This window comes from Pseudomonas sp. SK3(2021) (genome assembly GCF_016772375.1).
Lineage (GTDB): Bacteria > Pseudomonadota > Gammaproteobacteria > Pseudomonadales > Pseudomonadaceae > Aquipseudomonas > Aquipseudomonas chlororaphis_I.
Window position 1 is genome coordinate 3,948,358 of sequence record NZ_CP061943.1, and the last position, 24,737, is coordinate 3,973,094.

The window sequence follows — 24,737 nt, forward strand, 5'->3', positions numbered from 1 at the left end:
GCCCCTCATGACCGCGGCGCCCCGCTCGCCAGCGCCAAGCCCTGCTGCCACCAGGCCGCCAGGTGCGCCACATTCGGCGCCTTGAGCAGGCTGAAATGGTTGCCCGGGCCGTGCCAGACCTGCAGTTCATCCACCCGCTGGCGCCAGCCCTCGGCCATCGCCTGCTGCTCCCGCTGGTTGCCGGCGGCATCCAGGCTCGGGTCATCGGCCAGCACCAGGCGCGCCCGGCCCTGGTAGCGCCGGCGCGGTCGATAGAGGGTGCGCAAGGCGCTGGCGAAGGTGCGCACCATGCCGAGGATCGCCTCGGGCGTGGAACGCGCCGACAGCAGGCCGACGCGGACCATGCCGGCATGCAGCTGCTCCAGCTGGCTGGCGTCGTCCTGCATGGCGAAGGCCCGCGGGTCGATGCCCAGGGATTTGCCCGAAGCCAGTTGCAGGCTCTCGATCAGGCGCTGCAAGGCTGCCGAGGTGGTGTAGGCCTGGCCGACCACGCCGTTGCCGCCCGGGGACTCGCTGTCGATCAGGGTCAGGGACGCCACCTCGCGCCCCTGGGCCTGCAACAGCGTGGCCATTTCGTACGCCACCCAGCCGCCGAAGGAATGCCCGACCAGGTGCAGCGGTCCCTCGGGGTACAACGATTCCAGCGCGTCGAGGTAATGCGCGGCCGCGCTCTCGACCCGGCTGTGGGGTACCGCGTTGCCTTCCAGGCCCCGGGGTTGCAGGCCGAGGATCGGCCAGTCCGGGCCCAGGGCTTCGGTCAGGCCGATAAAGCCGGTGACGCTGTCGCCGGCCCCCGGCACGCAGAAGATCGGCACTTGCCCGGGGCGACCGCTCTGGATCGTCAGCAGCGGCTGGTAGAGCGCTGCCGGCGACGCCGCCGCGCGCTCCGCCGCCGAGGCCTGTATGGCCTGGCCGATGGCTTGGCCGAGTACCTGGATATGCGGCGCCTGCATCATGCTCTGGTGATCCCCCGGCACCGGGATCGCCCGCAGGCGGTCCGCCGCCAGCACCCTGTCCCAACCCAGCAACTGGCTGCGCCGCGACAGCTCGGTCGGCCGCTCCTCGGCGCAGAACAGGTACACCGGCAGGTCCAGCGCGAACAGGCTGTAATGCGCCAGGGCATGGCCGTGGGCCACCTCGCGCTCGAGGAAGCCCAGCAGGTCGGCGTCCGCCGCCGCGGCCATGTCCGGGTACAACAGCTGCTGGTCGCGGCAGCGTTGCAGCAACGCGGCAAAGTCCAGCCCGTCCAATGCCTGGTGCAACAGGTCGAGGCTGGCCAGGGCCGCGGTACCGGCCGCGCCCTGGGCTTTCCAGTACAAGCTGCATTGCAGCAACAGGTGCAGCTTCAGCGCGTTGTCGCCGGACCAGCGCGCCTTGCCCTGGTCGGTCAGGCGCGGCACGTAGCTGTCGATCAGGCCGAGGAACTCCACCACCTGGTCCTGGCCGATCAGCTGCTGGGCGATCTCATAGGCCAGCACCCCGCCGAACGACCAGCCCGCCAGGCGATAAGGCCCTTCGGCCTGCACCTCGCGGATGATCCCCACCAGGCGCGTGGCCAGGCACTGCATGGTGTGCAGCTGCGGTTGGCCGAGGGCCACGCCCGGCAAGCCGTAGATCGGGAAGTCGCCGGCGATATGCTTGCCCAGCGCCGGGAAATACATATCCAGGCCACTGAACTCATGGACCAGGAACAACGGCGGCTGGCTGCCGCCGGTGCGCACCGGGATCAGCGCCGGCTGCTGCGGTTGCGGGGCGACGCCACGCTGGCTGAGCAAGGCAGCGATGGCGGCGACGCTGGCATGTTCGAACAGCTCGGCCAGGGTGATAGGCAGGTCGGCCTGTTGCAGCAGGGTGAGCAGCCTGATCGCCAGCAACGAGTGCCCGCCCAATTCGAAGAAACTGTCGTGGCGCCCGACCCGCTCCAGCTTCAGCACCTCGGCCCAGGCCTGGGCCAGGGTCTGCTCCAGCGCGCTGGCGGGCGCCTGGTATTCGCCGTGCACCAGGGCCTCCAGCTGCGGCGCCGGCAGCGCCTTGCGGTCGACCTTGCCATTGGCGGTCAGCGGCAGCTGCTCGAGCCATACATAGGCCGAGGGCACCATGTAGTCCGGCAACTGGCCTTGCAGATAGCCCCGCAGCTGCTCGATGGCCAGCGCGGGCTCGGCGGCCCGGGCCGTGAAGTAGGCCACCAGGCGCTTGTCCCCCGGCGCGTCCTCGCGGGCCAGCACCACCCCCTCCTTGACCCCCGGGCAGGTGGCCAGGCGTGCTTCGATTTCCCCCAGCTCGATGCGGTAGCCGCGGATCTTCACCTGGTCGTCGTTGCGTCCGATGCACTCCAGCAGGCCCTGCTCGTTCCAGCGCCCGAGGTCGCCGGTGCGGTACATCAGGCGCTGCGGCCGCGGGTTGAAAGGATCGGGGAGAAACTTCTCGGCGCTCAGTTGCGCGCGGTTCAGGTAACCCTTGGCCACGCCATGGCCGCCGATGTAGATCTCCCCCACCACGCCCACCGGCACCGGTTGCTGCCGGGCGTCGAGCACATACACCCGGGTGTTGGAGATCGGCCTTCCCACCGGCACGCTGTCCGCGTCCGCCGCCAGCGCCTTGACCTCATACGTGGTGGCGTAGGTGGTGGTTTCGGTGGGGCCGTAGCAATGCACCAGGCGCAACCCCGGGGCCTGGGCCAGCAAGCGCCGGAACGCCGCCGGATCGGCGCGCTCGCCGCCGCACAGGAGCATCCGCAGGCCCTTGAGGGCATCGGGAATCAGCTGCACATACTGGTTGAACAGCGCCGTGGTGACGAACAGCACGGTGCTGCCGCCAGCCTTGAGCGCCGCGCCGAAGCGCTCGGGATCGAGCAGGGTGTAATGGTCGATCACCTGCACCTGGCCGCCATTGAGCAAGGCGCCCCAGACGTCCATGGTGCTGGCGTCGAATGCCGGGTTGGAGGCGAACGCCACCCGGTCCCGCGGGTTGAAATCGGCATAGCCGTTGTTCAGCACCAGCCGGGTGATGCCCCGGTGTGGTACCAGCACGCCCTTGGGGGTGCCGGTGGAGCCCGAGGTGTACATGATGTATGCCACCGCCTCGGCGGACTGCGCCAGCCGCGGGTTGTGCCCCGGCTGGTCGGCAAGGTTCAACCGGTCCAGCTCGACCCGGCGCACCGGGCGCGCCAGTAACTCGCCGCTGCGGGTCAGCAGCAATACCGCCTGGCTGTCCTCGAGCATGAACGCCTGGCGCTCGGCCGGCGCGTGGCTGTCCAGCGGCACATAGACGGCGGCGCACTTGCAGATGGCCAGTTGGCTGACCAGCAGCTCCAGGGAACGCTCCAGCAGGATCGCCACGCTGTCCCCCGGCTTCACTCCCAGGCCCAGCAGGTAATGGGCCAGGCGGTTGGCCCGCGCATTCAGCTCGCCATAGCTCAGCGACTGCTGGCCATGCACCGCGGCGGTCGCCTCGGGATGGGCCAGGGCCCGGGCCTCGAACAGCCGATCCACGGTCTGTTCCTCGGGGAACTCCCGCGCCGTGGCATTGAAGCCTTCCAGCACCTGCTGCCGCTCCTCTCGGGAAAGGATCGCCAGGGCTTCGACCGGCGTCTGCGGCGCCTGCTCCAGGGCCTGCACCAGGTTTTCCAGGACGCACTGCATGTAACCGCAGATACGCTGCGCACCGATGCCCGGCAGGGTCAGAGCGGCCAGGCTGAAGCCCTCGCCCAGGTCGTCGACGCTGAGGGTCAGCAGGTAGTTGGTGCGCTCCTCGGCCTTGAGCAGTTGCATGCCCTGCCAGGCCGTGGAAGCCGGGCCGGACTCCAGCGCCGCCGGGGCGCTGTGACGGTAGTTGAGCAAAGTGCTGAACAAGGGCGTGGCCGGCGCCACCGCGCTGCAACGCTGTACCAGGGCCAGCGGCGCATGTTCGTGGCCGAGCAGTTGGCTCAGGCGTTCATGGGTGGCCAGCGCCGCCGTGCGCACCGCCTGCCCGCCCAGCTCGACCCGCAGCGGCAAGGTATTGATGAACACCCCCGGCGCCCGCTCCGCGCCTTCGCCGCCCTGCATGCGCCCGAGCAGCACGGTGCCGAACACCACCGACGGCTGGCTGGACACCCGGCTCAACAGTTGGCCCCAGGCCAGGTGCATCAGGCTCGCGGCGCTGATGCCCAACTGCCGGGCCTGGACCCGCAGGCGCCGGCTCAAGCCGGCATCGAGGGGCAGGCGCGCCTCTTCGGTGTCGCCACCCTGCTCCCGGGCCGGCAGGGCGAACGGCCGGGTCGGCTCGTCGAAGTCCGCCAGCAGTTCGCGGAAGAACGCCTCGTGCTCCTGCTCGCCGATGCCCAGGCGGGTCTGGGCCACATAATTGCGGTACGGCACCGCCGCCCCCAGCTGTTCGCCCTCGCCCAGCAGCCAGGCCTGCATCTCCTGTTGCAGCACGTCCAGGGCGATGTGGTCCATCACCAGGTGATGGAACAGCAACAGCGCCACCACCCGCCCGTTGGCCAGGTCATGGGCATGCACCAGGCGCAGCAGCGGCGCCTGGCCGAGGTCCAGGCGATACCGGCGCGGGTCGAAGCGCGCCCGCAGCTGGTCCAGCACATCGCCGTCCGCGCCGTCCACGGCCACCGCTTCGCAGGCCAGCGAAGCCTGGCGCCAGACCACCTGCACCGGCTCCTCCAGGCCTTGCCAATGCACCGAGCTGCGCAGGATATCGTGGCGCTCGACCACCGCCTGCAAGGCCAGGACAAAGGCCGCCAGGCGCTCGTGGTCGACAAAGGCGAACTGCGCCTGCAGCACATAGGGGTCGCCCTGGCTGGCGGCGATATGGTGATAGAGGATGCCGGCCTGCAACGGCGCCAGGGCATAGATGTCCTGCACATTGGCCAAGCCGCCGGGCACGCTGGCGACGATCCGGTCGATCGCCGCCTGGCTCAGGTTGGCCAGGGGCAACAGGGCCGGGGTAATCCGCCCGCAGCCCGGGACTATGGCATTGGCCGGCACCGCGACCTCCCGGCCAGCGCCCACGGCCGCCGCCAGCGCGGCCAGGGTCGGCTGGCCGAACAGCACCCGCACATCCGCCGCCAGCCCGGCCCGACGCATCCGCGCGATCAGGTTCACCGCCAGCAGCGAGTGTCCGCCCAACTCGAAGAAATGATCAAAGCGCCCTACCCGTTCCACGTTCAGCAACTCGGCCCAGATCCGCGCCAGGAGGATCTCGGTGTCGCCAATCGGCGCTTCGTACTCGCGCACCCGCAGCGACTCCAGGTCCGGGGCCGGCAAGGCTTTGCGGTCCAGCTTGCCATTAGGGCTCAAGGGCAAGGCCGGCAGGTGCACGAACAGCGCCGGCACCATGTACTCCGGCAGTTGCTCCAACAGGTGGCTGCGCAGTGCCTCGGTCTCCAGGCGTTCGCTGGCAAGCTCGGTGGTGTAATAGGCCACCAGGCGCTTGTCCCCCGGCACCTCTTCCCGGGCCAAAACCACCGCCTCTTTCACCTCCGGCAACTGGGTCAACCGCGCCTGGATTTCTCCCAGCTCGATGCGCAGGCCGCGAATCTTCACTTGGTCGTCGTTACGTCCCAGGTATTCGATGCTGCCGTCCGGCAGGTAACGACCGAGGTCGCCGGTGCGGTACATACGGGCCTGGGGTCCGCCGTTAACAGAATCGGCGCTGAACGGGTCCTTGAGGAAACGCTCCGCGGTCAGTTCGGGGCGATGCAGATAACCGCGTGCCACCTGCACCCCGCCGATATACAGCTCGCCCACCACGCCCAACGGCACCGGTTGCAACTGTTCGTCCAGCAGGTACAGGCGGGTGTTGGCGATGGGTTTGCCGATCGGGGTGTTGTCCGGTGTCGGGTCCAGCGGCCCGCCACAGTTCCAGGCGGTCACGTCCACCGCGGCTTCGGTCGGGCCGTAGAGGTTGTGCAGTTCGCTGCCCGGCAGTTGCGCCTTGAAACGCCGCACCAGGCTGCCCGGCAGCGCCTCGCCACTGCACAGCACGCGCACCAGACCGGCACTGTGGCTGATATCGCCATGGGCCAGGAACACGTCGAGCATCGACGGCACGAAGTGCAAGGTGGTGATGCGTTCGGCCTGGATCACCTCGCACAGATAGGCCGGGTCTTTATGGCCTTCGGGACGGGCCATGACCAAGCGTGCGCCAGTCATCAGCGGCCAGAAGAATTCCCAGACCGAGACGTCGAAACTGAACGGGGTTTTCTGCAGCACCGCATCCTCGGCGGACAGCCCGTATTGGTCCTGCATCCACAGCAGGCGGTTGACCACGGCGCGGTGTTCATTCATCACACCCTTGGGTTTGCCGGTGGAGCCCGAGGTGTAGATCACGTAGACCAGATGCCGCGGAGTCAGCTCGGCGATAACGGGATTACCGAGCGGCTGGTCCAGCCAGACCGGTTGGTCCAGATCGATCACCGGCACATCCCCCAGCAGCTCCCGGGTCGCGCCTTGAGCCAAGACCACCACCGGCGCGCTGTCCTCCAGCATGTAGGCGATCCGCTCCAGCGGGTAAGCCGGGTCCAGCGGCACATACCCGCCGCCGGCCTTGAGGATCGCCAGCAACCCCACCACCATCTCCAGCCCGCGCTCGACACAGATCGCCACCCGCGCATCCGGGCCCACCCCTTGCCCGCGCAGGTAATGCGCCAGCTGGTTGGCCCGCTCGTTGAGCGCGCGATACGTCAGCGATTGCTCGCCGGCCTTGACCGCCAGCGCCTCGGGCGTGCGCTGGACCTGGGCCTCGAATAGCCCATGGATGCTCTGCTCGAGGTCGTACGGCACCTCGGTATCGTTGAACGCCACCAGCAGCCGCTGGCGCTCCACGTCATCCAGCAGCACAGCTTGCTCCAGCACCGCCTGATCGTTGCCGACCATGGCCTGCAACAACCGGATGAAATAACCGAGGTAACGCCGCATCGTGGTTTCGTCGAACAGCGCCGTGGCGTATTCCAGCGAGCCACCGATGCGCCCCCGCACCTCGCCCAGGCTCAGGGACAGGTCGAACTTGGCCACTTCGCTGACCGGCGCCAGCCCTTGCAGGCGCAAGTCGCCCAGGGCCAGCTCGGGGCCGTCGTGCTGTTCCCAGCTCAGCAGGGTCTGGAACAGTGGGCTGTGGGACAGGCTGCGCACCGGCCGCAGCAGTTCCACCACCTGTTCGAACGGCAGGTCCTGGTGGGCCTGGGCTTGCAGGGTGCATTCCTTGACCCGGGCCAGCAGCGCCGCGGTGCTCGGTGCGCCCGAGGTGTCGATGCGCACCGCCAGGGTGTTGACGAACAGGCCGATCAGCCCCTCGACCTCGACGCAGCGGCGGTTGGCCACCGGCGTGCCGATCACCACCTCGGCCTGCCCGGCCAGGCGACTGAGCAACTGGGCCCAGGCCGCCATCAGGGTCATGTACAGGGTGGTGCCGTGGCGCTGGCTCAAGGCCTTGAGCCCGGCGCTCAGCGATTCGTCCAGCAGCACCTCCAGTCGCTGGCCGGCATGGTCCTGTTGCGGCGGGCGCGGCCGGTCGGTGGGCAGCATCAGCAAGGCCGGCGCGCCGTCCAGGGCCTGCTGCCACCAGGCGCCCTGGCGTTGCAGCCGCTCGCCGCCAAGCCAGCGCCGCTGCCAGACGGCAAAGTCGCCGTACTGCACCGCCAGCGGCGGCAGCGGGTCTTGTTCGCCGCGGCTGAAGGCCTGGTACAGCGCCATCAGCTCGCGGGTCAGCACGCCCATGGACCAGCCATCGGTGACGATGTGATGCAGGGTCAGCAGCAACACATGCTCGTCGTCGGCCATGAACAGCAGCCGTCCGCGCAACAACGGCCCCTGCTGCAAATCGAAAGGCTCGCTGGCTTCACGCCGCGCCAGCGCCTGCAAGGCCTGCTGCGCCTGGGGATGCTGGCGCAGGTCCTCGGTGCCCAGGCTGAAGGCCTGTTCGCTGGCGGCCAGCAGCACCCGCGGTTCGTCGTCGAACACGGCAAAGCGGCTGCGCAGGCTGTCATGGCGCTCGACAATGCGCGCCAGCGCCCGGTGCAGCGCCGCCACGTCGAGCCGCCCGCGCAGGCGCAGGCCCAGGGCAATGTTGTAGGTGGCATTGGCGCCCTCCATCTGCGCCAGGAACCACAGGCGCTGCTGGGCGAACGACAGCGGCAGCGGCTCGTCCCGCGGCACCGGCAGGATCTCCGGCAGCGTGCTGCGCCCGGCCTCGGCCAGGACCCGGGCCACGGCCGCCAGTTCGGCGTTGGCGAACAGCTCGCCCAGGGCCAGTTCCACCCCCAGGCGCTGGCGGACCTGCGAGACCATGCGCATCGCCAGCAGCGAGTGGCCGCCCAGCTCGAAGAAATGATCCTGGCGCCCGACCCGCTCGATCTTCAGCACATCGGCCCAGATCTGCGCCAGGGCCTGCTCCAGCTCACCTTGCGGAGCCTCGTAGGCGCGGGAGAAAACCGCGGCCATGTCCGGCTTGGGCAACGCCTTGCGGTCCAGCTTGCCGTTGGCGGTCAGTGGCAGGCTGGCGAGCTTCACATAGGCCACCGGCACCATGTAGTCGGGCAACTGCGCCAGCAGGCAGGCCCGCAGTTCAGCCACTGCCAGCGGTTCGACCTGTTCCTGCTCGGTGAAATAGGCCACCAGCCGGGTATGCCCGGGCTCGTCCTCGCGGGCCAGCAACACCGCGTCCTGGATGCCCGGCAACTGGTTGAGGCGGGTTTCGATTTCCCCCAGCTCGATGCGCACGCCACGGATCTTCACCTGGTCGTCGTTGCGCCCCAGGTATTCGAGGTTGCCGTCGGCCAGCCAGCGCGCCAGGTCGCCGGTGCGGTACATGCGGGCCCCCGATTGGTTGCTGAACGGATCTTCGAGAAAGCGCTCGGCAGTCAGTTGCGCACGGTTCAGGTAACCCCGCGCCACTCCGGCGCCCGCCACATACAGCTCGCCCGCCACCCCCAGCGGCACCGGGCGCCGCTGCGGGTCCAGCAGGTAGACCCGGGCGTTGGCCACCGGCTTGCCGATATGCAGTGGCCGGCCGGCCTCGATCCGCCCGGAGGTGGCGACCACCGTGGCTTCGGTCGGGCCGTAGTTGTTGATCACCTCGAAGCGCTGGGTGCGGGCGAACTGGCGCAGCCGGTCGCCACCGATCAACAGCTTGCGCAGGGTCGGGTGTTCGAGGTTCTGGCTGAAGGCGTACTCGGCCACCGGGGTCGGCAAAAAGCTCACGTCCAGTGGCTGGGCGCGCCACCAGTCGAGCAGCCCGTCGATGTCCTCGTTGCCGTCGTGGGTTGGCGCCAGGTGCAGGGTCGCGCCGACACACAGCGCCGGCCAGACCTCCCAGGCCATGGCGTCGAAACCGAAACCGGCGAGGCTCGAGGTGTGGCGGCCCTGGCACAGGTCGAAGGCCGCGCAGTGCCAGTCCACCAGGTTGCCCAGGGTGCGGTGCTCGACCATCACCCCCTTGGGCAGGCCGGTGGAGCCGGAGGTGTAGATCACATAGGCCAGGTGCGCCGGGGTCAGCCCGGATACCTGCGGGTTGGTCTCGGGCTGCTCCAGCCAGTCGAAGGTATCGAGGTCGATCAGCGGCACGCTCAGGGCCGGCAGGCGCGCCAGCAGCTCGCCCTGGCTCAGCACCGCCAGCGGCGCGCTGTCTTCCAGCAGGTAACGCAGGCGCTCGGCGGGATGGGCCGGGTCCACCGGCACATAGGCGCCACCGGCCTTGAGGATCGCCAGCAGGCCGACCAGGGTGTCCAGGCCGCGGCGCGCGACTATGGCCACCCGCTCGTCCGGGCCCACGCCCAGCGCACTCAGGTGATGGGCCAGGGCGTTGGCCCGCTGGTTCAGCCCGGCGTAAGTCAGCGACTGCCCCAGGCAGACCGCCGCCAACGCCTGGGGCGTCGCCGCGGCCTGGGCTTCGATGCGCCGGTGGATCGTCCGCGCCGGAGGGAAATCCACCCGGCTGGCATTGAAGCCGCGCAACAGTTGCTCGCGTTCGGCCGGGGCCAGGATCGACAGCTGGTCCAGGGCCTGCTGCGGGGCCTGCTCCAGGGCCTGGACCAGGTGTTCCAGGGCACAGTGCATATAACCGCAGAGACGCGCGCCATCGACCTCGGCGCTGGCCTGCAGGGTCAGTCTGAAGCTTGCGCCGAAGTCGTCGACGCTCAGGGTCAGCGGGTAGTTGCTGCGCTCCTGGGAACTGAGGTTGCTGATGCCCTGCCAGGCCGCGCTCGGTTCGTCGCTGCCGGGCGCGGCGCTGTGCCGGTAGTTGAGCAAGGCACTGAACAGCGGCGTCGGCGCGAGCACCCCGCTGCACCGTTGCGCCAGGGCCAGGGGCGCGTGTTCATGGCGCAGCAAGGTGGTCAGCCGCGCGTGGGTGGCCTTGACCCCGGCCAGCACCGGCTGGCTGCCCACATCCACCCGCAGCGGCAAGGTATTGATGAACATGCCCAGGGCCCGGTCGTTGTCCCCGCTGCCCTGCAGGCGGCCCATCAGCACCGTGCCGAACACCACCTGCTGCTTGCCCGACAGCACCCCCAGCACCTGGGCCCAGGCCAGATGGAACAGGCAGGCGGCGCTCACCCCCGCCTGCCGCGCCTGCAAGCGCAGGCGCTGGCTCAGGCCGGGCCCGATGCCCAGGCCGGACTCTTCGATAGCGGCGCCATCGCCCTGCACATCCTGCAAGCCGAACGGCAGGGTCGGCTCGTCGATATCGCCGAGCATCTCGCGGAAGAACGCCTCATGCTCCTGCTCGCTGATGCCCAAGCGTGCCTGGGCCACATAGTTGCGAAACGGCACCGCCGGTCCCAGGCCGTCCGCCTGGTCCAGCAGGAAGGCCTGCAATTCGTGGCGGACCACGTCCAGGGCGCTGTGGTCCATGGCCATATGGTGGAACAGCAGGCTGGCGACCAGGCGCTGCCCGGCTTCGTCGCGGGCGTATGCCAGGCGCAGCAGCGGCGCCTGGGTCACGTCCAGGCGGTAATGCCGGGGGTCGAAGCGCGCGCGCAACTGCTCGGCTACCGGGCCGTCCGCCGGGTCGAGGACGACTTCTTCCAGCTCCAGGGTGGCCTGGCGCCAGACCACCTGCACCGGCTCTTCCAACCCTTCCCAGTGCATCGCGGTGCGCAGGATGTCATGCCGGTCGATCACCCCCTGCAAGGCCTGGACAAAGGCCGCCAGGCGCCCGGCGCCGGCAAAGGCGAACTGCGCCTGCAGCACATAGGGGTCGCCCTGGGCAGCGCTGGCGTGATGATAGAGGATGCCTTGCTGCAGCGGCGCCAGGGGGTAGATGTCCTGCACATTGGCCGCGCCGCCGGGCACGCTGGCGACGATCCGGTCGATCGCCTCCTGGCTCAGGCTGGCCAGGGGCAACAGGTCCGGGGTGATCTGCCGGGCATCGGCGGGAATCAGGTTGGCCGGCACCTCGACCCGCCCGGCCGTGCTGGCGTCGTAGTGCCCGGCGCGGATCAGCTCGATCAGCGCCGGCTTGTGCTCGCGCAGCAGGGCCAGGGTCGCCGGCTCGCTCAGCGCCTGCCTGTTGCCTTGTACCAGGAGCTGATCACCCTTGAGCGCCAGTTGAATATCCTTGGCCTTCAGTGTCGCCAGTACTTCGATCATGCTCACAGGACGATCTCCATTCGTTCGGTAATTGCGGCATAGCCCGCCAGGGTCGGCTGTTCGAACAGCGCCCTGACATCGGCTTCCAGGCCTTCCTGACGCAAGCGGCCGATCAGGCTGACGGCCAGCAGAGAATGCCCGCCCAGCTCGAAGAAATGATCATGGCGCCCTACCCGTTCCACGTTCAGCAACTCGGCCCAGATCCGCGCCAGGAGGATCTCGGTGTCGCCAATCGGCGCTTCGTACTCGCGCACCCGCAGCGACTCCAGGTCCGGGGCAGGCAGCGCCTTGCGATCGAGCTTGCCGTTGGGGCTCAGGGGCAAGGCCGGCAGGTGCACGAACAGCGCCGGCACCATGTACTCCGGCAGTTGCTCCAGCAGGTGGCTGCGCAGCGCCTCGGTCTCCAGGCGTTCGCTGGCAAGCTCGGTGGTGTAATAGGCCACCAGGCGCTTGTCCCCCGGCACCTCTTCCCGGGCCAAAACCACCGCCTCTTTCACCTCCGGCAACTGGGTCAAACGCGCCTGGATTTCTCCCAGCTCGATGCGCAGGCCGCGAATCTTCACTTGGTCGTCATTGCGCCCCAGGTATTCGATGTTGCCGTCCGGCAAGTAGCGACCGAGGTCGCCGGTGCGGTACATGCGGGCTTGAGCTTTATCGCTGAACGGGTCCTTGAGGAAACGTTCGGCGGTCAGTTCGGGACGATGCAGATAGCCGCGCGCCACCTGCACCCCGCCGATATACAGCTCGCCGACCACGCCCAGCGGCACCGGTTGCCAGTGCTCATCCAGCAGGTACAGGCGGGTGTTGGCGATGGGTTTGCCGATCGGGGTGTTGTCCGGTGTCGGGTCCAGCGGCCCGCCACAGTTCCAGGCAGTCACATCCACCGCGGCCTCGGTCGGGCCGTAGAGGTTGTGCAGTTCGCTACCCGGCAATTGCGCCTTGAAACGCCGCACCAGGCTGCCCGGCAGCGCCTCGCCACTGCACAGCACGCGCACCAGACCGGCACTGCGGCTGATATCGCCATGGGCCAGGAACACGTCGAGCATCGACGGCACGAAGTGCAAGGTGGTGATGCGTTCGGCCTGGATCACCTCGCACAAATAGGCCGGGTCCTTATGGCCTTCGGGACGGGCCATGACCAAGCGTGCGCCGGTCATCAGCGGCCAGAAGAATTCCCAGACCGAGACGTCGAAGCTGAACGGGGTTTTCTGCAGCACCGCATCCTCGGCGGACAGCCCGTATTGGTCCTGCATCCACAGCAGGCGGTTGACCACGGCGCGGTGCTCATTCATCACACCCTTGGGTTTGCCGGTGGAGCCCGAGGTGTAGATCACGTAGACCAGATGCCGCGGAGTCAACCCGGCGATAACGGGATTACCGAGCGGCTGGTCCAGCCAGACCGGTTGGTCCAGATCGATCACCGGCACATCCCCCAGCAGCTCCCGGGTCGCGCCTTGAGCCAAGACCACCACCGGCGCACTGTCCTCCAGCATGTAGGCGATCCGCTCCAGCGGGTACGACGGATCCAGCGGCACATACCCACCGCCGGCCTTGAGGATCGCCAGCAGGCCCACCAGCATTTCCAGCCCGCGCTCGACACAGATCGCCACCCGCGCATCCGGGCCCACCCCTTGCTCGCGCAGATAATGCGCCAACTGGTTGGCCTGCTCGTTGAGGGCGCGATACGTCAGCGACTGCTCGCCGGCCTTGACCGCCAGCGCCTCGGGCGTGCGCTCGACCTGGGCCTCGAACAGCCCATGGATGCTCTGCTCGAGGTCGTACGGCACCTCGGTATCGTTGAACGCCACCAGCAGTTGCCGGCGCTCCTCGGCGGTGATCACCGGCAGCTGGTTCAGGGCGGTTTGCGGCGATTGCTCCAGGGCGTCCACCAGCCCGTGCAGCGCGGTCTGCATAAAGTCGCACACCCGTTGCGCCGCCACGCCGGCGGCAACCAGCGCGGTGAGCTGGTAGCCATCGCCCAGGTCATCGACATTGAGGGTCAGCGGATAGTTGGTGCGCTCTTCGCTGGCCAGGGTTTCGATCCCCTGCCAGGCCTGTTGCAACGCCTGGTGCGGGGTAAGGCTATGGCGGTAGTTGAGCATGGCGCTGAACAGCGGCGCGCCGGCGGCGACGCCGCTGCAACGTTGCGCCAGGGCCAGGGACGCGTGTTCGTGGCCCAGCAACGCCGTCAACCGGGCATGGGTGGCGCGCACGCCGGCACGCACATCCTGCCCGTCGATATCGACCCGCAACGGCAGGGTATTGATAAACACCCCCAGCGCCCGGTCGGCGCCGGCGCCGCCCTGCATCCTGCCTACCAGCACGGTGCCGAACACCACGCTGCGCTTGCCCGAAGCCGCCGCCAGCACCTGGGCCCAGGCCAGGTGGAACAGGCTGGCGGCGCTTACCCCCAACTGCCGCGCCTGGCTTCTCAGGCGCTGGTTGAGGGACGCCGGCAGGCGCAACTGCCGTTCCTCGATCCCGCGCCCATCGCCCTGCACATCCTGCAAGCCGAAGGCCAGGGTCGGCTCGTCGATATCGCCGAGCATCTCGCGGAAGAAGGCTTCATGTTCCCGCTCGCCGGTGCCCAGGCGCGCCTGGGCCACATAGTTGCGAAACGGCACCGCCGCCCCCAACTGCCCGGCCTGGCCCGACAGCACGGCCTGGAGTTCGTGGCGCACCACGTCCAGGGCGCTGTGGTCCATGGCCAGGTGGTGGAACAGCAACACCGCCACCACGCGCTGGTGCGCCGGGTCGGCGGCGTACATCAGCCGGATCAGCGGCGCCTGGGTCAGCTCCAGGCGGTAACGCCGGGCATCGAAACGCTGCAGCAACTGCGCCAGCACCTCGCCGGCGGCCGTATCGCAGGCCACCTCGCGCAGCACCAGCGGCGCCTCGCGCCAGACCACTTGCACCGGCTGTTGCAGCCCCTCCCAGAGCACCGCGGTGCGCAAGATGTCATGGCGCTCGATCACCTGTTGCAAGGCACCGGCGAAGGCCTGCAAACGCTCCAGGCTGTCGAAGGCCATGCGCGATTGCAGCAGATAGGGATCGCCCTGCTGCGCCATGATGTGGTGATACAGGATGCCCTCCTGCAACGGCGCCAGGGGGTAGATGTCCTGCACATTGGCCGCGCCGCCGGGGACGCTGGCCAGCACCCGGTCGATGGCGGCCTGGTCCAGGCTGACCAGGGGCAGCAACTGCGGGGTGATGTGCCGGCAGTCGGCGGAAATGCGGTTGGCCGGCACCTCGACCTCGCGGCCGCTGCCGACCGCCGCGGCCAGCGCCGCCAGGGTCGGCTGGCTGAACAGGATGCGCACGTCGGCGCTCAGGCCCAGCTGGCGCATGCGCTCGATCAGGTTCACCGCCAGCAGCGAATGGCCGCCCAGCTCGAAGAAATGATCCTGGCGGCCGACCCGCTCGACCTTGAGCACCTCGGCCCAGATCCCGGCCAGGGTCACCTCGACCTCGCCCTGGGGCGCCTCGTACCCGCGGCTGAGCAAGGCCGCCTGATCCGGCTCCGGCAAGGCCTGGCGGTCCAGCTTGCCGTTGGCGGTCAGCGGCAGGCTGTCCAGGCGCACATAGGCCGCGGGCAGCATGTAGTCGGGCAAGCGCCCTTGCAGATAAGCCCGCAGTTCCTCGATAGCCACCGGCCGATGCTCGCTGAACCAGGCCAGCAGGCGCCCGTCGCGCACCAGCACCACGCATTCGCGCAACGCCTCGTGGCGGGCCAGGGCGGCTTCGATTTCCCCCAGCTCGATACGCATGCCGCGCACCTTGACCTGATCGTCGTTGCGCCCCAGGTACTCGATAGTGCCGTCGGCCAGCCAGCGCGCCAGGTCGCCGGTGCGGTACATCCGTGCTGCCGGGCCGCCGTCAACCGAATCGGCACTGAACGGATCCTTGAGGAACCGCTCGGCAGTCAGTTGCGCACGGTTCAGGTAACCCCGGGCCACGCCGGCGCCGCCCACGTACAGCTCGCCCGCCACGCCGACCGGCACCGGTTGCCGTTGCTCGTCCAGCAGGTAGATGCGGGCGTTGGCCATGGGCTTGCCGATATGCAGCGGCCGGCCGGCCTCGATCCTTCCCGAGGTGGCAACCACCGTGGCCTCGGTCGGGCCGTAGTTGTTGATTACCTGGAAGCGCTGGTTGCGGCTGAAATGGCGCAAGCGGTCGCCACCGATCAGCAGCGTGCGCAGGGTCGGATGCTCCAGGTCCTGGCTGAAGGCGTACTCGGCCACCGGGGTCGGCAGGAAGCTGACGTCCAGCGGTTGCCCGCGCCACCAGTGCAGCAGTTCGTCGATGTGTTCGTTGCCGACCTCCGCCGGCGGCAGGTGCAGGGTCGCGCCGCCGCACAGCGCCGGCCAGACCTCCCAGGCCATGGCGTCGAAACCGAAGCCGGCGAGGCTGGAGGTGTGGCTGCCCGGCTTCAGGTCGAAGGCCGCGCAGTGCCAGTGCACCAGGTTTTCCAGACTGTGGTGTTCGACCATCACGCCCTTGGGCAAGCCGGTGGAGCCGGAGGTGTAGATCACATAGGCCAGGTGCGCCGGGGTCAGCCGGGCCGGGCCAGGGTTGGTCACCGGGCGGTATTGCCAGGTCGTGGCCGCCAGGTCGAGCACCGGCAGGCTGTCGCCCAACAGCGCGCGCGTCTCCTGCTGCGCCAGCACCGCCACCGGCGCGCTGTCCTGCAACAGATAGGCGATGCGTTGCGCCGGGTAGGCCGGGTCGATCGGCACATAACCGGCCCCGGCCTTGAGGATCGCCAACAGCCCGATCAGCATCTGCGGGCCGCGGCGCACGCAGATCGCCACTCGGTCGTCGGGCTGCACGCCCTGGGCCAGCAGATGCCAGGCCAGCTGGTTGGCGTGCTGGTTGAGCTGGCGATAGGTCAGGCGCTGCTCGCCCTGCAGCAGCGCGAAGGCGTCCGGGGTGCGCGCGGCGCGGGCTTCGAACAGGCCGTGGACGGTCTGCCCGCGCGGGTAGTTCGCGGCGCTGGCGTTGAAGCCCGACAGCAGGCGTTGCCACTCCGCCTGCGGCAGGATCGGCAGGCGTTGCAGCGGCAGCTCGGGGTCCTGCTCCAGGGCCTGGGCCAGCTGCTGCAGCGCCTGCTGCATGTACTGGCCGATGCGCTGCGCACCGATGCTCGCCAGCGTCAGCACATTCAGGCCGAAGCCCTCGCCCAGGTCGTCGACGCTCAAGGTCAGCGGGTAGTTGCTGCGCTCTTCGCCGCCGAGCAGTTCGACGCCCTGCCAGATGCCCTGGCCGGACTGGGCGATGTCCTGCGGCGCGCTGTGGCGATAGTTGAGCAAGGCGCTGAACAGCGGCGCACCGGCGGCCACGCCACTGCAACGCTGGGCCAGGGCCAGGGAGGCATGCTCGTGCCCCAGCAGCGCGCTCAGCCGGGCGTGGGTGGCCTTGACCGCGGCCTGTACCCCCAGGCCGCGATCGACCCGCAGCGGCAAGGTGTTGATGAACATGCCCAGGGCGCGGTCGGCGCCCTCGCCGCCGTGCATGCGGCCCATCAGCACGGTGCCGAACACCACGTCGCGCCGGTTCGACAGCTGGCCCAGCACCTGGGCCCAGGCCAGGTGCATCAGGCTCGCCGCGCTCACCCCCAGGCGCCGGGCCAGGGCCCGCAGGCGCAGGCCCAGGGCGGCGTCCAGGGCCAGCTCGGCCTCTTCGATATCCCGGCCGTCGCCCTGCACATCCTGCAAGCCGAACGGCAGGGTCGGCTCGTCGATATCGCCGAGCATCTCGCGAAAGAACGCCTCATGCTCCTGCTCCGCCGCCCCCAGGCGCGCCTGGGCCACGTAGTTGCGATAAGGCACAGGCATGCCCAGGCGCTCGGCCTCGCCGAACAGGACAGCGCGCATCTCCTCGCCGACCACGGCCATCGCCGTATGGTCCAGGGCCAGGTGATGGAACAGCAGGATCGCCACCACCCGCCGATTGGCCGGGTCCTGGGCGTAGACCATGCGCAGCAGCGGCGCCTGGGTCAGGTCGAGGCGGTAGTGGCGGGCATCGAAGCAGCCATGCAACTGCGCCAGCACCTCGCCGCCGGCCGCGTCCAGCGGCACCTGCTGCAGGGGCAGTTCAGCCTTGCGCCACACCACCTGCACCGGTTGTTTCAGGCCCTCCCAGAGCACAGCAGTGCGCAGGATGTCGTGGCGTTCGATCACCTGCTGCAAGGCGCCGGCAAAGGCCTGCAACCGCTCCAGGCTGTCGAAGGCCATGCGCGATTGCAGCAGGTAGGGGTCGCCCTGCCCGGCACTCAGGTGGTGATAGAGGATGCCCTCCTGCAAGGGCGCCAGCGGGTAGATGTCCTGCACATTGGCCGCGCCGCCGGGCACCTGGGCGACGATACGGTCGATCTCCGCCTGCTGCAGTTCCACCAACGGCAACAGGTCCGGGGTGATGTGCTGGCAGCCCGCGCCAATGCGGTTGGCCGGTACCGGGATTTCCCGGCCGCTGCCTACCGCCGCGGCCAGGGCCGCCAGGCTTGGCTGGCTGAACAGGGCCCGCACGTCGGCGCTCAGGCCGATCTGGCGCATGCGCTCGATCAGGCTCACCGCCAGCAGCGAATGCCCGCCCAGCTCGAAGAAATGATCATGGCGGCCGACCTGCCCGACCTTGAGCAGCTCGCTCCAGATTTGCGCCAGGGCGATTTCCACCGCCCCTTGGGGCGCCTCGAAACCACGGCTGAGCAAGGCCTCGCGGCCCGGTGCCGGCAAGGCCTTGCGATCCAGCTTGCCATTGGCGGTCAGCGGCAGGCGGTCGAGCCGGACATAGGCCGACGGCACCATGTAGTCCGGGAGCTGGCCTTGCAGCTGGGCGCGCAGGCGGTCGATCTCCGGCGCCGGCTCATCGGCCACCACGGTGAAATATGCCACCAGGCGCTTGTCGCCGGGCTCGTCCTCGCGGGCCAGCACCACCGCGTCCTGGACGCCCGGGCAGGCCGCCAGCCGGGTCTCGATCTCACCCAGCTCGATACGAAAGCCGCGCAACTTCACCTGCTGGTCGTTGCGGCCCCGGTACAGCAGGGTGCCGTCGGCGCGCCAGGACGCCAGGTCGCCGGTGCGGTACAGCAAGGCTTGCGGTTGCTCGCTGAAAGGATCGGCGATAAACGCCTGGGCGGTCAGCTCTGGCTGGTTCAGGTACCCCTTGGCCACCCCGGCGCCGCCGATGTACAGCTCGCCCACCGCGCCGATCGGCAGCGGGCGCTGCCGGGCATCGAGCACATAGGCCCGGCTGTTGCCGATCGGCCGGCCGATGGGGATAGCGCCCTCGCCGACCTCGGTGATTTCGAAGGTGGTGGAAAAGGTCGTGGCCTCGGTCGGGCCATAACCGTTGAGCAGGTGCCGCGGCGCGCCCTGCTGCAGGACCCGGCCGATCACCGCCGGGTCGAGCACGTCGCCGCCGACGATCAGATAACGCAAGCGGCTGAACGCCGGCATCAGGCCGTCGGCGTACTGGTGGAACAATCCGGCGGTCAGCCACAACACGCTGACCTGCTGTTCCTGCAACAGCTGGCCGAAGGCCTCGCGGGACAGCAGCACGTCCTGCTCGACCAGCACCACGCAACCGCCGTTGAGCAAGGGCGCCCAGACCTCCAGGGTGCTGGCGTCGAACGCCGGGTTGGAGGCAAAGGCCACCCGGTCGTCGCGGTTGAAATCGGCGTAACCGTTGTTGATCGCCAGCCGCGTGATCGCCCGGTGCGGCACCAGCACGCCCTTGGGCGTACCGGTGGACCCGGAGGTGTACATGATGTACGCCACTGCCTCAGAGGACTGCGCCAGCTCCGGGTCGTGCTCCGGCAAGCCGTCGAGGGTCAGGCAGTCCAGATCGACCCGCGCCACGCTATGAGCAGATGCCTGGCGACTGTCGCCGAGCAGCAGCCGCGCGGCGCTGTCTTCGAGCATGAACGCCTGGCGCTCGGCCGGCGCATTGATATCCAGCGGCACATAGACCGCCGCGCATTTGCTCACCGCCAACTGGCTGGCCAGCAGGTCCAGGGAACGCTCCATGAGGATCGCCACGCGGTCCCCCGGCTTGACCCCAAGGCCGATCAGATAGTGCGCCAGCTGGTTGGCGCGGCGGTTCAAGGCGTCGTAGCCCAGGCCTTGCCCGCCCTGCACCGCCGCCGTGGCCTGCGGCTGCTGCCGCGCCTGGGCCTCGAACAGCGCGTGCAGGGTCTTTTCCCGCGGATAGTCGCGCTGGGTGGCGTTGAAGGTCACCAGCAGGCGCTGGCGTTCTTCCGCCGGCAGGATGCTCAGCTCGCGCAACGGCCGGTCCGGCGCCTGTTCCAGGGCCTCCACCAGGCCCCGCAAGGCGCTCTGCATATAACCGGCGACCCGCAGGCCACCGACCTCGGCCAGGGTCTGCACCACCAGTTCGAAGGCTTCGCCACGGTCGTCGACATTCAGCACCAGCGGGTAGTTGCTGCGCTCTTGCGAGCTGAGGATCTGGATGCCGTCCCAGGCCGCGCCGTCCACCGCGGCCACTGCTTCGGCGGCGCTGTGGCGGTAGTTGAGCAAGCTGCTGAACAGCGGCAGCGACGCCGGCACGCTGCTGCAACGCTGGGCCAGGGACAACGAGGCGTGTTCATGCCTGAGCAATTGCGAGAGCCGACCGTGGGTGGCGCGCACCGCGTCGCGCACGCCCATGGCGCCGAGGCTGACCCGCAGCGGCAAGGTATTGATAAACATGCCCAGGGCGCGGTCGGCGCCCTCGCCGCCCTGCATCCGCCCGAGCAGCACGGTGCCGAACACCACCTCCTCGCGACCCGACACCTGGCCCAGCACCTGGGCCCAGGCCAGGTGCGCCAGGCTGGCGGCGCTGACCCCAAGCTGGCGGGCCTGTTCGCGCAGGCGCCGGGCCAGGGCCGCGTCCAGCGGCAGGCACGCCTCTTCCACGCCGCTGCCGTCGCGGTTGACGTCGCCCAGGCCGAAGGCCAGGGTCGGCTCGTCGATGTCGCTGAGCATCTCGCGGAAGAAGGCTTGGTGTTCCTCGTCGCTGACCCCGAGCCGGGCCTGGGCCACGTAGTTGCGGTACTGCACGGCCTCGCCCAAAGGCTGGTCCTGACCGGCTGCATCCAGGGAGCGGGCAAGCCCGCCCAGGCTAGCGCTCATTTCCGCCACCAGGGTCGCCAGGGCGGTGTGGTCCAGGAGGATATGGTGCAGCAGCAGGATGCCCAGCCAGCGCTGGTTCTGTTCATCCCGGGCATAGGCAAAGCGCATCAGCGCGGCGCGGTTCAGGTCCAGCCGGTAATGCCGCGGATCGAAGCGCCGCTGCAAGTGTTGCAGCACATCGCCGTCCACGTCGTCCACCTGCTCCACGCTCAGCGGCGCCTGGCGCCAGACCACCTGCACCGGCTCGTCGAGGCCCTGCCAATGCACGCTGCTGCGCAGGATGTCGTGGCGCGCGATCAGGCTGTCGAGGGCACGGATAAAGGCCTCGACCCGCGACAGGTCGCTGAAGCCGCATTGCACCTGCAGCACATAGGGGTCGCCCTCGGCGCTGGCCAGGTGATGATAGAGGATGCCCGCCTGCAACGGCGCCAGGCCATAGATGTCCTGCACATTGGCGACGCCACCGGGGATGCCGGCGACGAGCTGGTCGATGGCCGCCTGGTCGAGGTCCGCCAGCGGCAGCAGGTCCGGGGTGATGTGCCGGCAGTCGGCGCCAATAAGGTTGGCCGGCACCGCTACCGGGCACTGGCCGTCGACCTCGGCGGCCAGCGCCGTCAGGGTCGGCTGGCCGAACAGCACTTGTACATCGGCGCCCAGTTCCAGCTGGCGCATGCGTTCGATCAGCTTGACCGCCAGCAGCGAATGCCCGCCCAGCTCGAAGAAGTTGTCGTGACGACCGACCCGCTCGACCTTGAGCAGCTCCTGCCAGATCGCCGCGATGCGCTGTTCCACCTCGCCCTGCGGCGCCTCGAAACCACGCCGGGCCAGGGCCGTGCTGTCCGGCGCCGGCAGCGCCTTGCGGTCGAGCTTGCCGTTGGTGGTCAGCGGCAAGGCATCGAGTTGCACGAAGGCGCTGGGCAGCATGTAGTCGGCCAGGGACCGCAGCAACTGCTCGCGCAGTGCCGCCGCGTCCAGTTCGGCCCCTTCGGTGCCGACCAGGTAGGCCACCAGGCGCTTATCGCCCGGCTCGTCCTCGCGGGCGATCACCACCGCCTCGCGCACGCCGGCGCAGGCCGCCAGCCGCGCCTCGATCTCCCCCAGCTCGATGCGGAACCCGCGGACCTTCACCTGATCGTCATTACGCCCCAGGTACTCCAGCTCGCCCTGGCCGTTCCAGCGCGCCAGGTCGCCGGTCTTGTACAGGCGCTGCCCGTCCGTGCGAAACGGGTCGTCAATGAAGCGCTCGGCGGTCAGGGCCTCGCGGTTCAGGTAACCCCGCGCCACCCCGGCGCCGCCGACATACAGCTCGCCCACCACTCCCACCGGCACCGGCTCGCGCCGCTCATCCAGCACATACAGGCGCAGGTCGGGAATCGCCCCGCCAATCGGGCTGGCCCCCAGGCGCTGGGCATCCGCCGCCTGCAGCGCGCGGTAGGTCACGTGCACCGTGGTCTCGGTGATGCCGTACATGTTCACCAGCTGCGTGCCGGCGTTTTCCACCCGGGCATACCAGGGCTTGAGGATGCCCGGCTCCAGGGCTTCGCCACCAAAGATCACCTGGCGCAGGGCGTGCTTGAGCGGGCTGCGTTCCTGGGCGGCGATCAACTGGCGGAAGGCGCTGGGGGTCTGGTTGAGAATGCTCACCGAAGCCTGGCACAGCAGGGCATAGCAATCGTCAGGCGAGCGGCTGACCCGTTGCGGCACCACCAGCAACTGGCCGCCGTGGATCAGCGCGCCCCAGATTTCCCAGACCGAGAAGTCGAAGGCGAAGGAATGGAACAGCGCCCACACATCCTGGCGGTCGAAGGCGAACCTGTCCCGGGTCGCCGCGAACAGCCGCGCCACGTTGCGGTGCTCGATCATCACGCCCTTGGGCAGGCCGGTGGAGCCGGAGGTGTAGATCACATAGGCCAGGTTCGAGCTGCTCAGCCCCGGCACCTGGGGATTGTCCGAGGGCTGCCGGTTCAGCTCCGGGTCGTCGAGGTCGAGCAGCGGCACCGCCAGTTCGCCCAGCCGTTGCCGGGTGTCGGCCTGTACCAGCAGCGCCAGCGGTTCGCTGTCGCGCAGGGTGTAGGCGATGCGCTCCTGGGGGTAGGCCGGATCGATGGGCACATAACCGGCGCCCGCCTTGAGGATGCCCAGCAGGCCGACGATCATTTCCAGGCCACGCTCGACACAGATCGCCACCCGGTCGTCCGGGCGCACGCCCAGGGCCAGCAGGCGGTGCGCCAGCTGGTTGGCGCGGCGGTTCAGTTCGCCGTAGCTCAGTTGCCGCCCCTCATGGATCAGCGCCGTGGCGTCGGGTTGCGCCGCGGCCTGGGCCTCCACCTGCTGGTGGATCAAGGCACTGTCGGCGAATTGCCGAATCGGATTGAGGCCGAACAGCAGTTGCCGGCGTTCGGCCGCCGGCAGAATATTCAAGTCCTGCAGTGGCGCGTCCGGGCTGTGTTCCAGGGCCGCGACCAGGCTTTCCAAAGCCGTTTGCAGGTAACCGCCCAGGCGCGCGGCGCCGATCTCGACGGCGACCATCAGGGTCAGGCGCAAACCTTCCCCCAGGTCGTCGACGTTGACCGTCAGCGGGTAGTTGGTGCGCTCCTCGGCGCCCAGCACCTGGATGCCGTCGGCGATGTCGATCACCGCCGCGGCGTCGCCGGCGGCGCTGTGCCGGTAGTTGAGCATGGCGCTGAACAGCGGCGTCGGCGCGCTCACCGCGCTGCAACGCTGGGCCAGGGCCAGCGAGGCCTGTTCGTGCCCGAGCAGCGCGGTCAGGCGCTGGTGGGTGGCCTGCACCGCGGCGCGCACGCTGTGCCCGTCGAGATCCACCCGCAGCGGCAAGGTATTGATGAACATGCCCAGGGCGTGCTCGGCCCCTGCGCCGGCGTCCATCCGCCCTAGCAACACGGTGCCGAACACCACCGCGCGGCGCCCCGAGGCCTTGCCCAGGACCAGGGCCAGCGCCAGGTGCATCAGGCTCGCGGCGCTCACCCCCAGCAGCCGGGACTGGCCGCGCAAACCCAGGCTCAGGGCGTGGTCGAGGTCGATGCGCAGCTCTTCGATGCCACGGCCGTCGCCCTGCACATCCCGCAGGCCGAACGGCAGGGTCGGCTCGTCGATATCGCCGAGCATCTGGCGGAAGAACGCCTCGTGCGCCTGCTCGTTCGCCCCCAGCCGCGCCTGGGCCAGGTAATCGCGAAACGGCACCGCCGGCGCCACCTGTTCGGCCTGGCCAAGCAGGTGCGCCTGGATTTCCTCGCGCACCCGGTCCAGCGCCGTGTGGTCCATGACCGTGTGATGAAACAGCAGCATGCCGACCACCCGCTGCTGTTGCGGGTCTTCGGCGAAGACCAGGCGCAGCAGCGGTGCCTGGCGCAGGTCGAGGCGATAGTGGCGCGCATCGAAGCGCGCCAGCAATTGCGCCAGCACGTCGCCGCCGGCATCGAGGCTCAGCTCTTCGCAGTCCAGCCGGGCCTGGCGCCAGACCACCTGCACCGGCTCGTCCAGGCGCTCCCAGAACATCGCGGTGCGCAGGATGTCATGGCGTTCGATCACCCATTGCAGGGCCTCGGCAAAGGCCTGCAGGCGCTCGCGGCTGGCGAAGGCGAACTGCGCGTGCAGCACGTAGGGGTCACCCTGCCGGGCCGAGAGGTGGTGGTAGAGCATGCCTTCCTGCAGCGGTGCCAGCGGGTAGATGTCCTGCACGTTGGCCGCGCCGCCCGGCACGCTGGCGACGATGCGTTCGATGGCCGATTGGTCGAGGTTGACCAGCGGCAGCATGTCCGGGGTGATGCGGTAGGCCGGGCTCAGCCAGTCGCCGTCATGGCGGGCCACCAGTTCCAGCAGGCGCGACTTGTGCCTGACCAGGCTGTCCCACAGCGCGTCGTCCAGCCCCTCGTCGTCACCCAGCACGACCAGGTCGCCTGCTTCCTGCTGGAGACGGATCGGCTGGGTGGAAATAATTGCCATCAATTCGCTGAACTGCATTTAAGTGACCTGCTTTTAAATTCGGAAACGGTTGATGAGAAGTCCG

Annotated in this window: 2 protein-coding genes; both read right to left on the reverse strand. The window is 69.1% G+C overall.

The genetic code is table 11. The annotated features are described in order from the left end of the window. Window positions 1-5: 5 nt before the first annotated feature. The gene (locus IF690_RS17480; protein ID WP_286673825.1) at window positions 6-11,588 is read right to left on the reverse strand and encodes a non-ribosomal peptide synthetase; all 11,583 of its coding nucleotides are present in this window, start codon (window positions 11,586-11,588) and stop codon (window positions 6-8) included. After that, window positions 11,585-24,691, reverse strand: a complete 13,107-nt coding sequence (locus tag IF690_RS17485; protein ID WP_202696678.1) for a non-ribosomal peptide synthetase — start codon at window positions 24,689-24,691, stop codon at window positions 11,585-11,587. The genes IF690_RS17480 and IF690_RS17485 overlap by 4 nt, the downstream gene beginning before the upstream one ends. Window positions 24,692-24,737 lie beyond the last annotated feature (46 nt).

Coding starts and splice junctions, on each gene's coding strand:
- IF690_RS17485 (WP_202696678.1), bottom strand. CDS start 24,691: ATGCAGTTCAGCGAATTGATGGCAATTATTTCCACCCAGCCGATCCGT.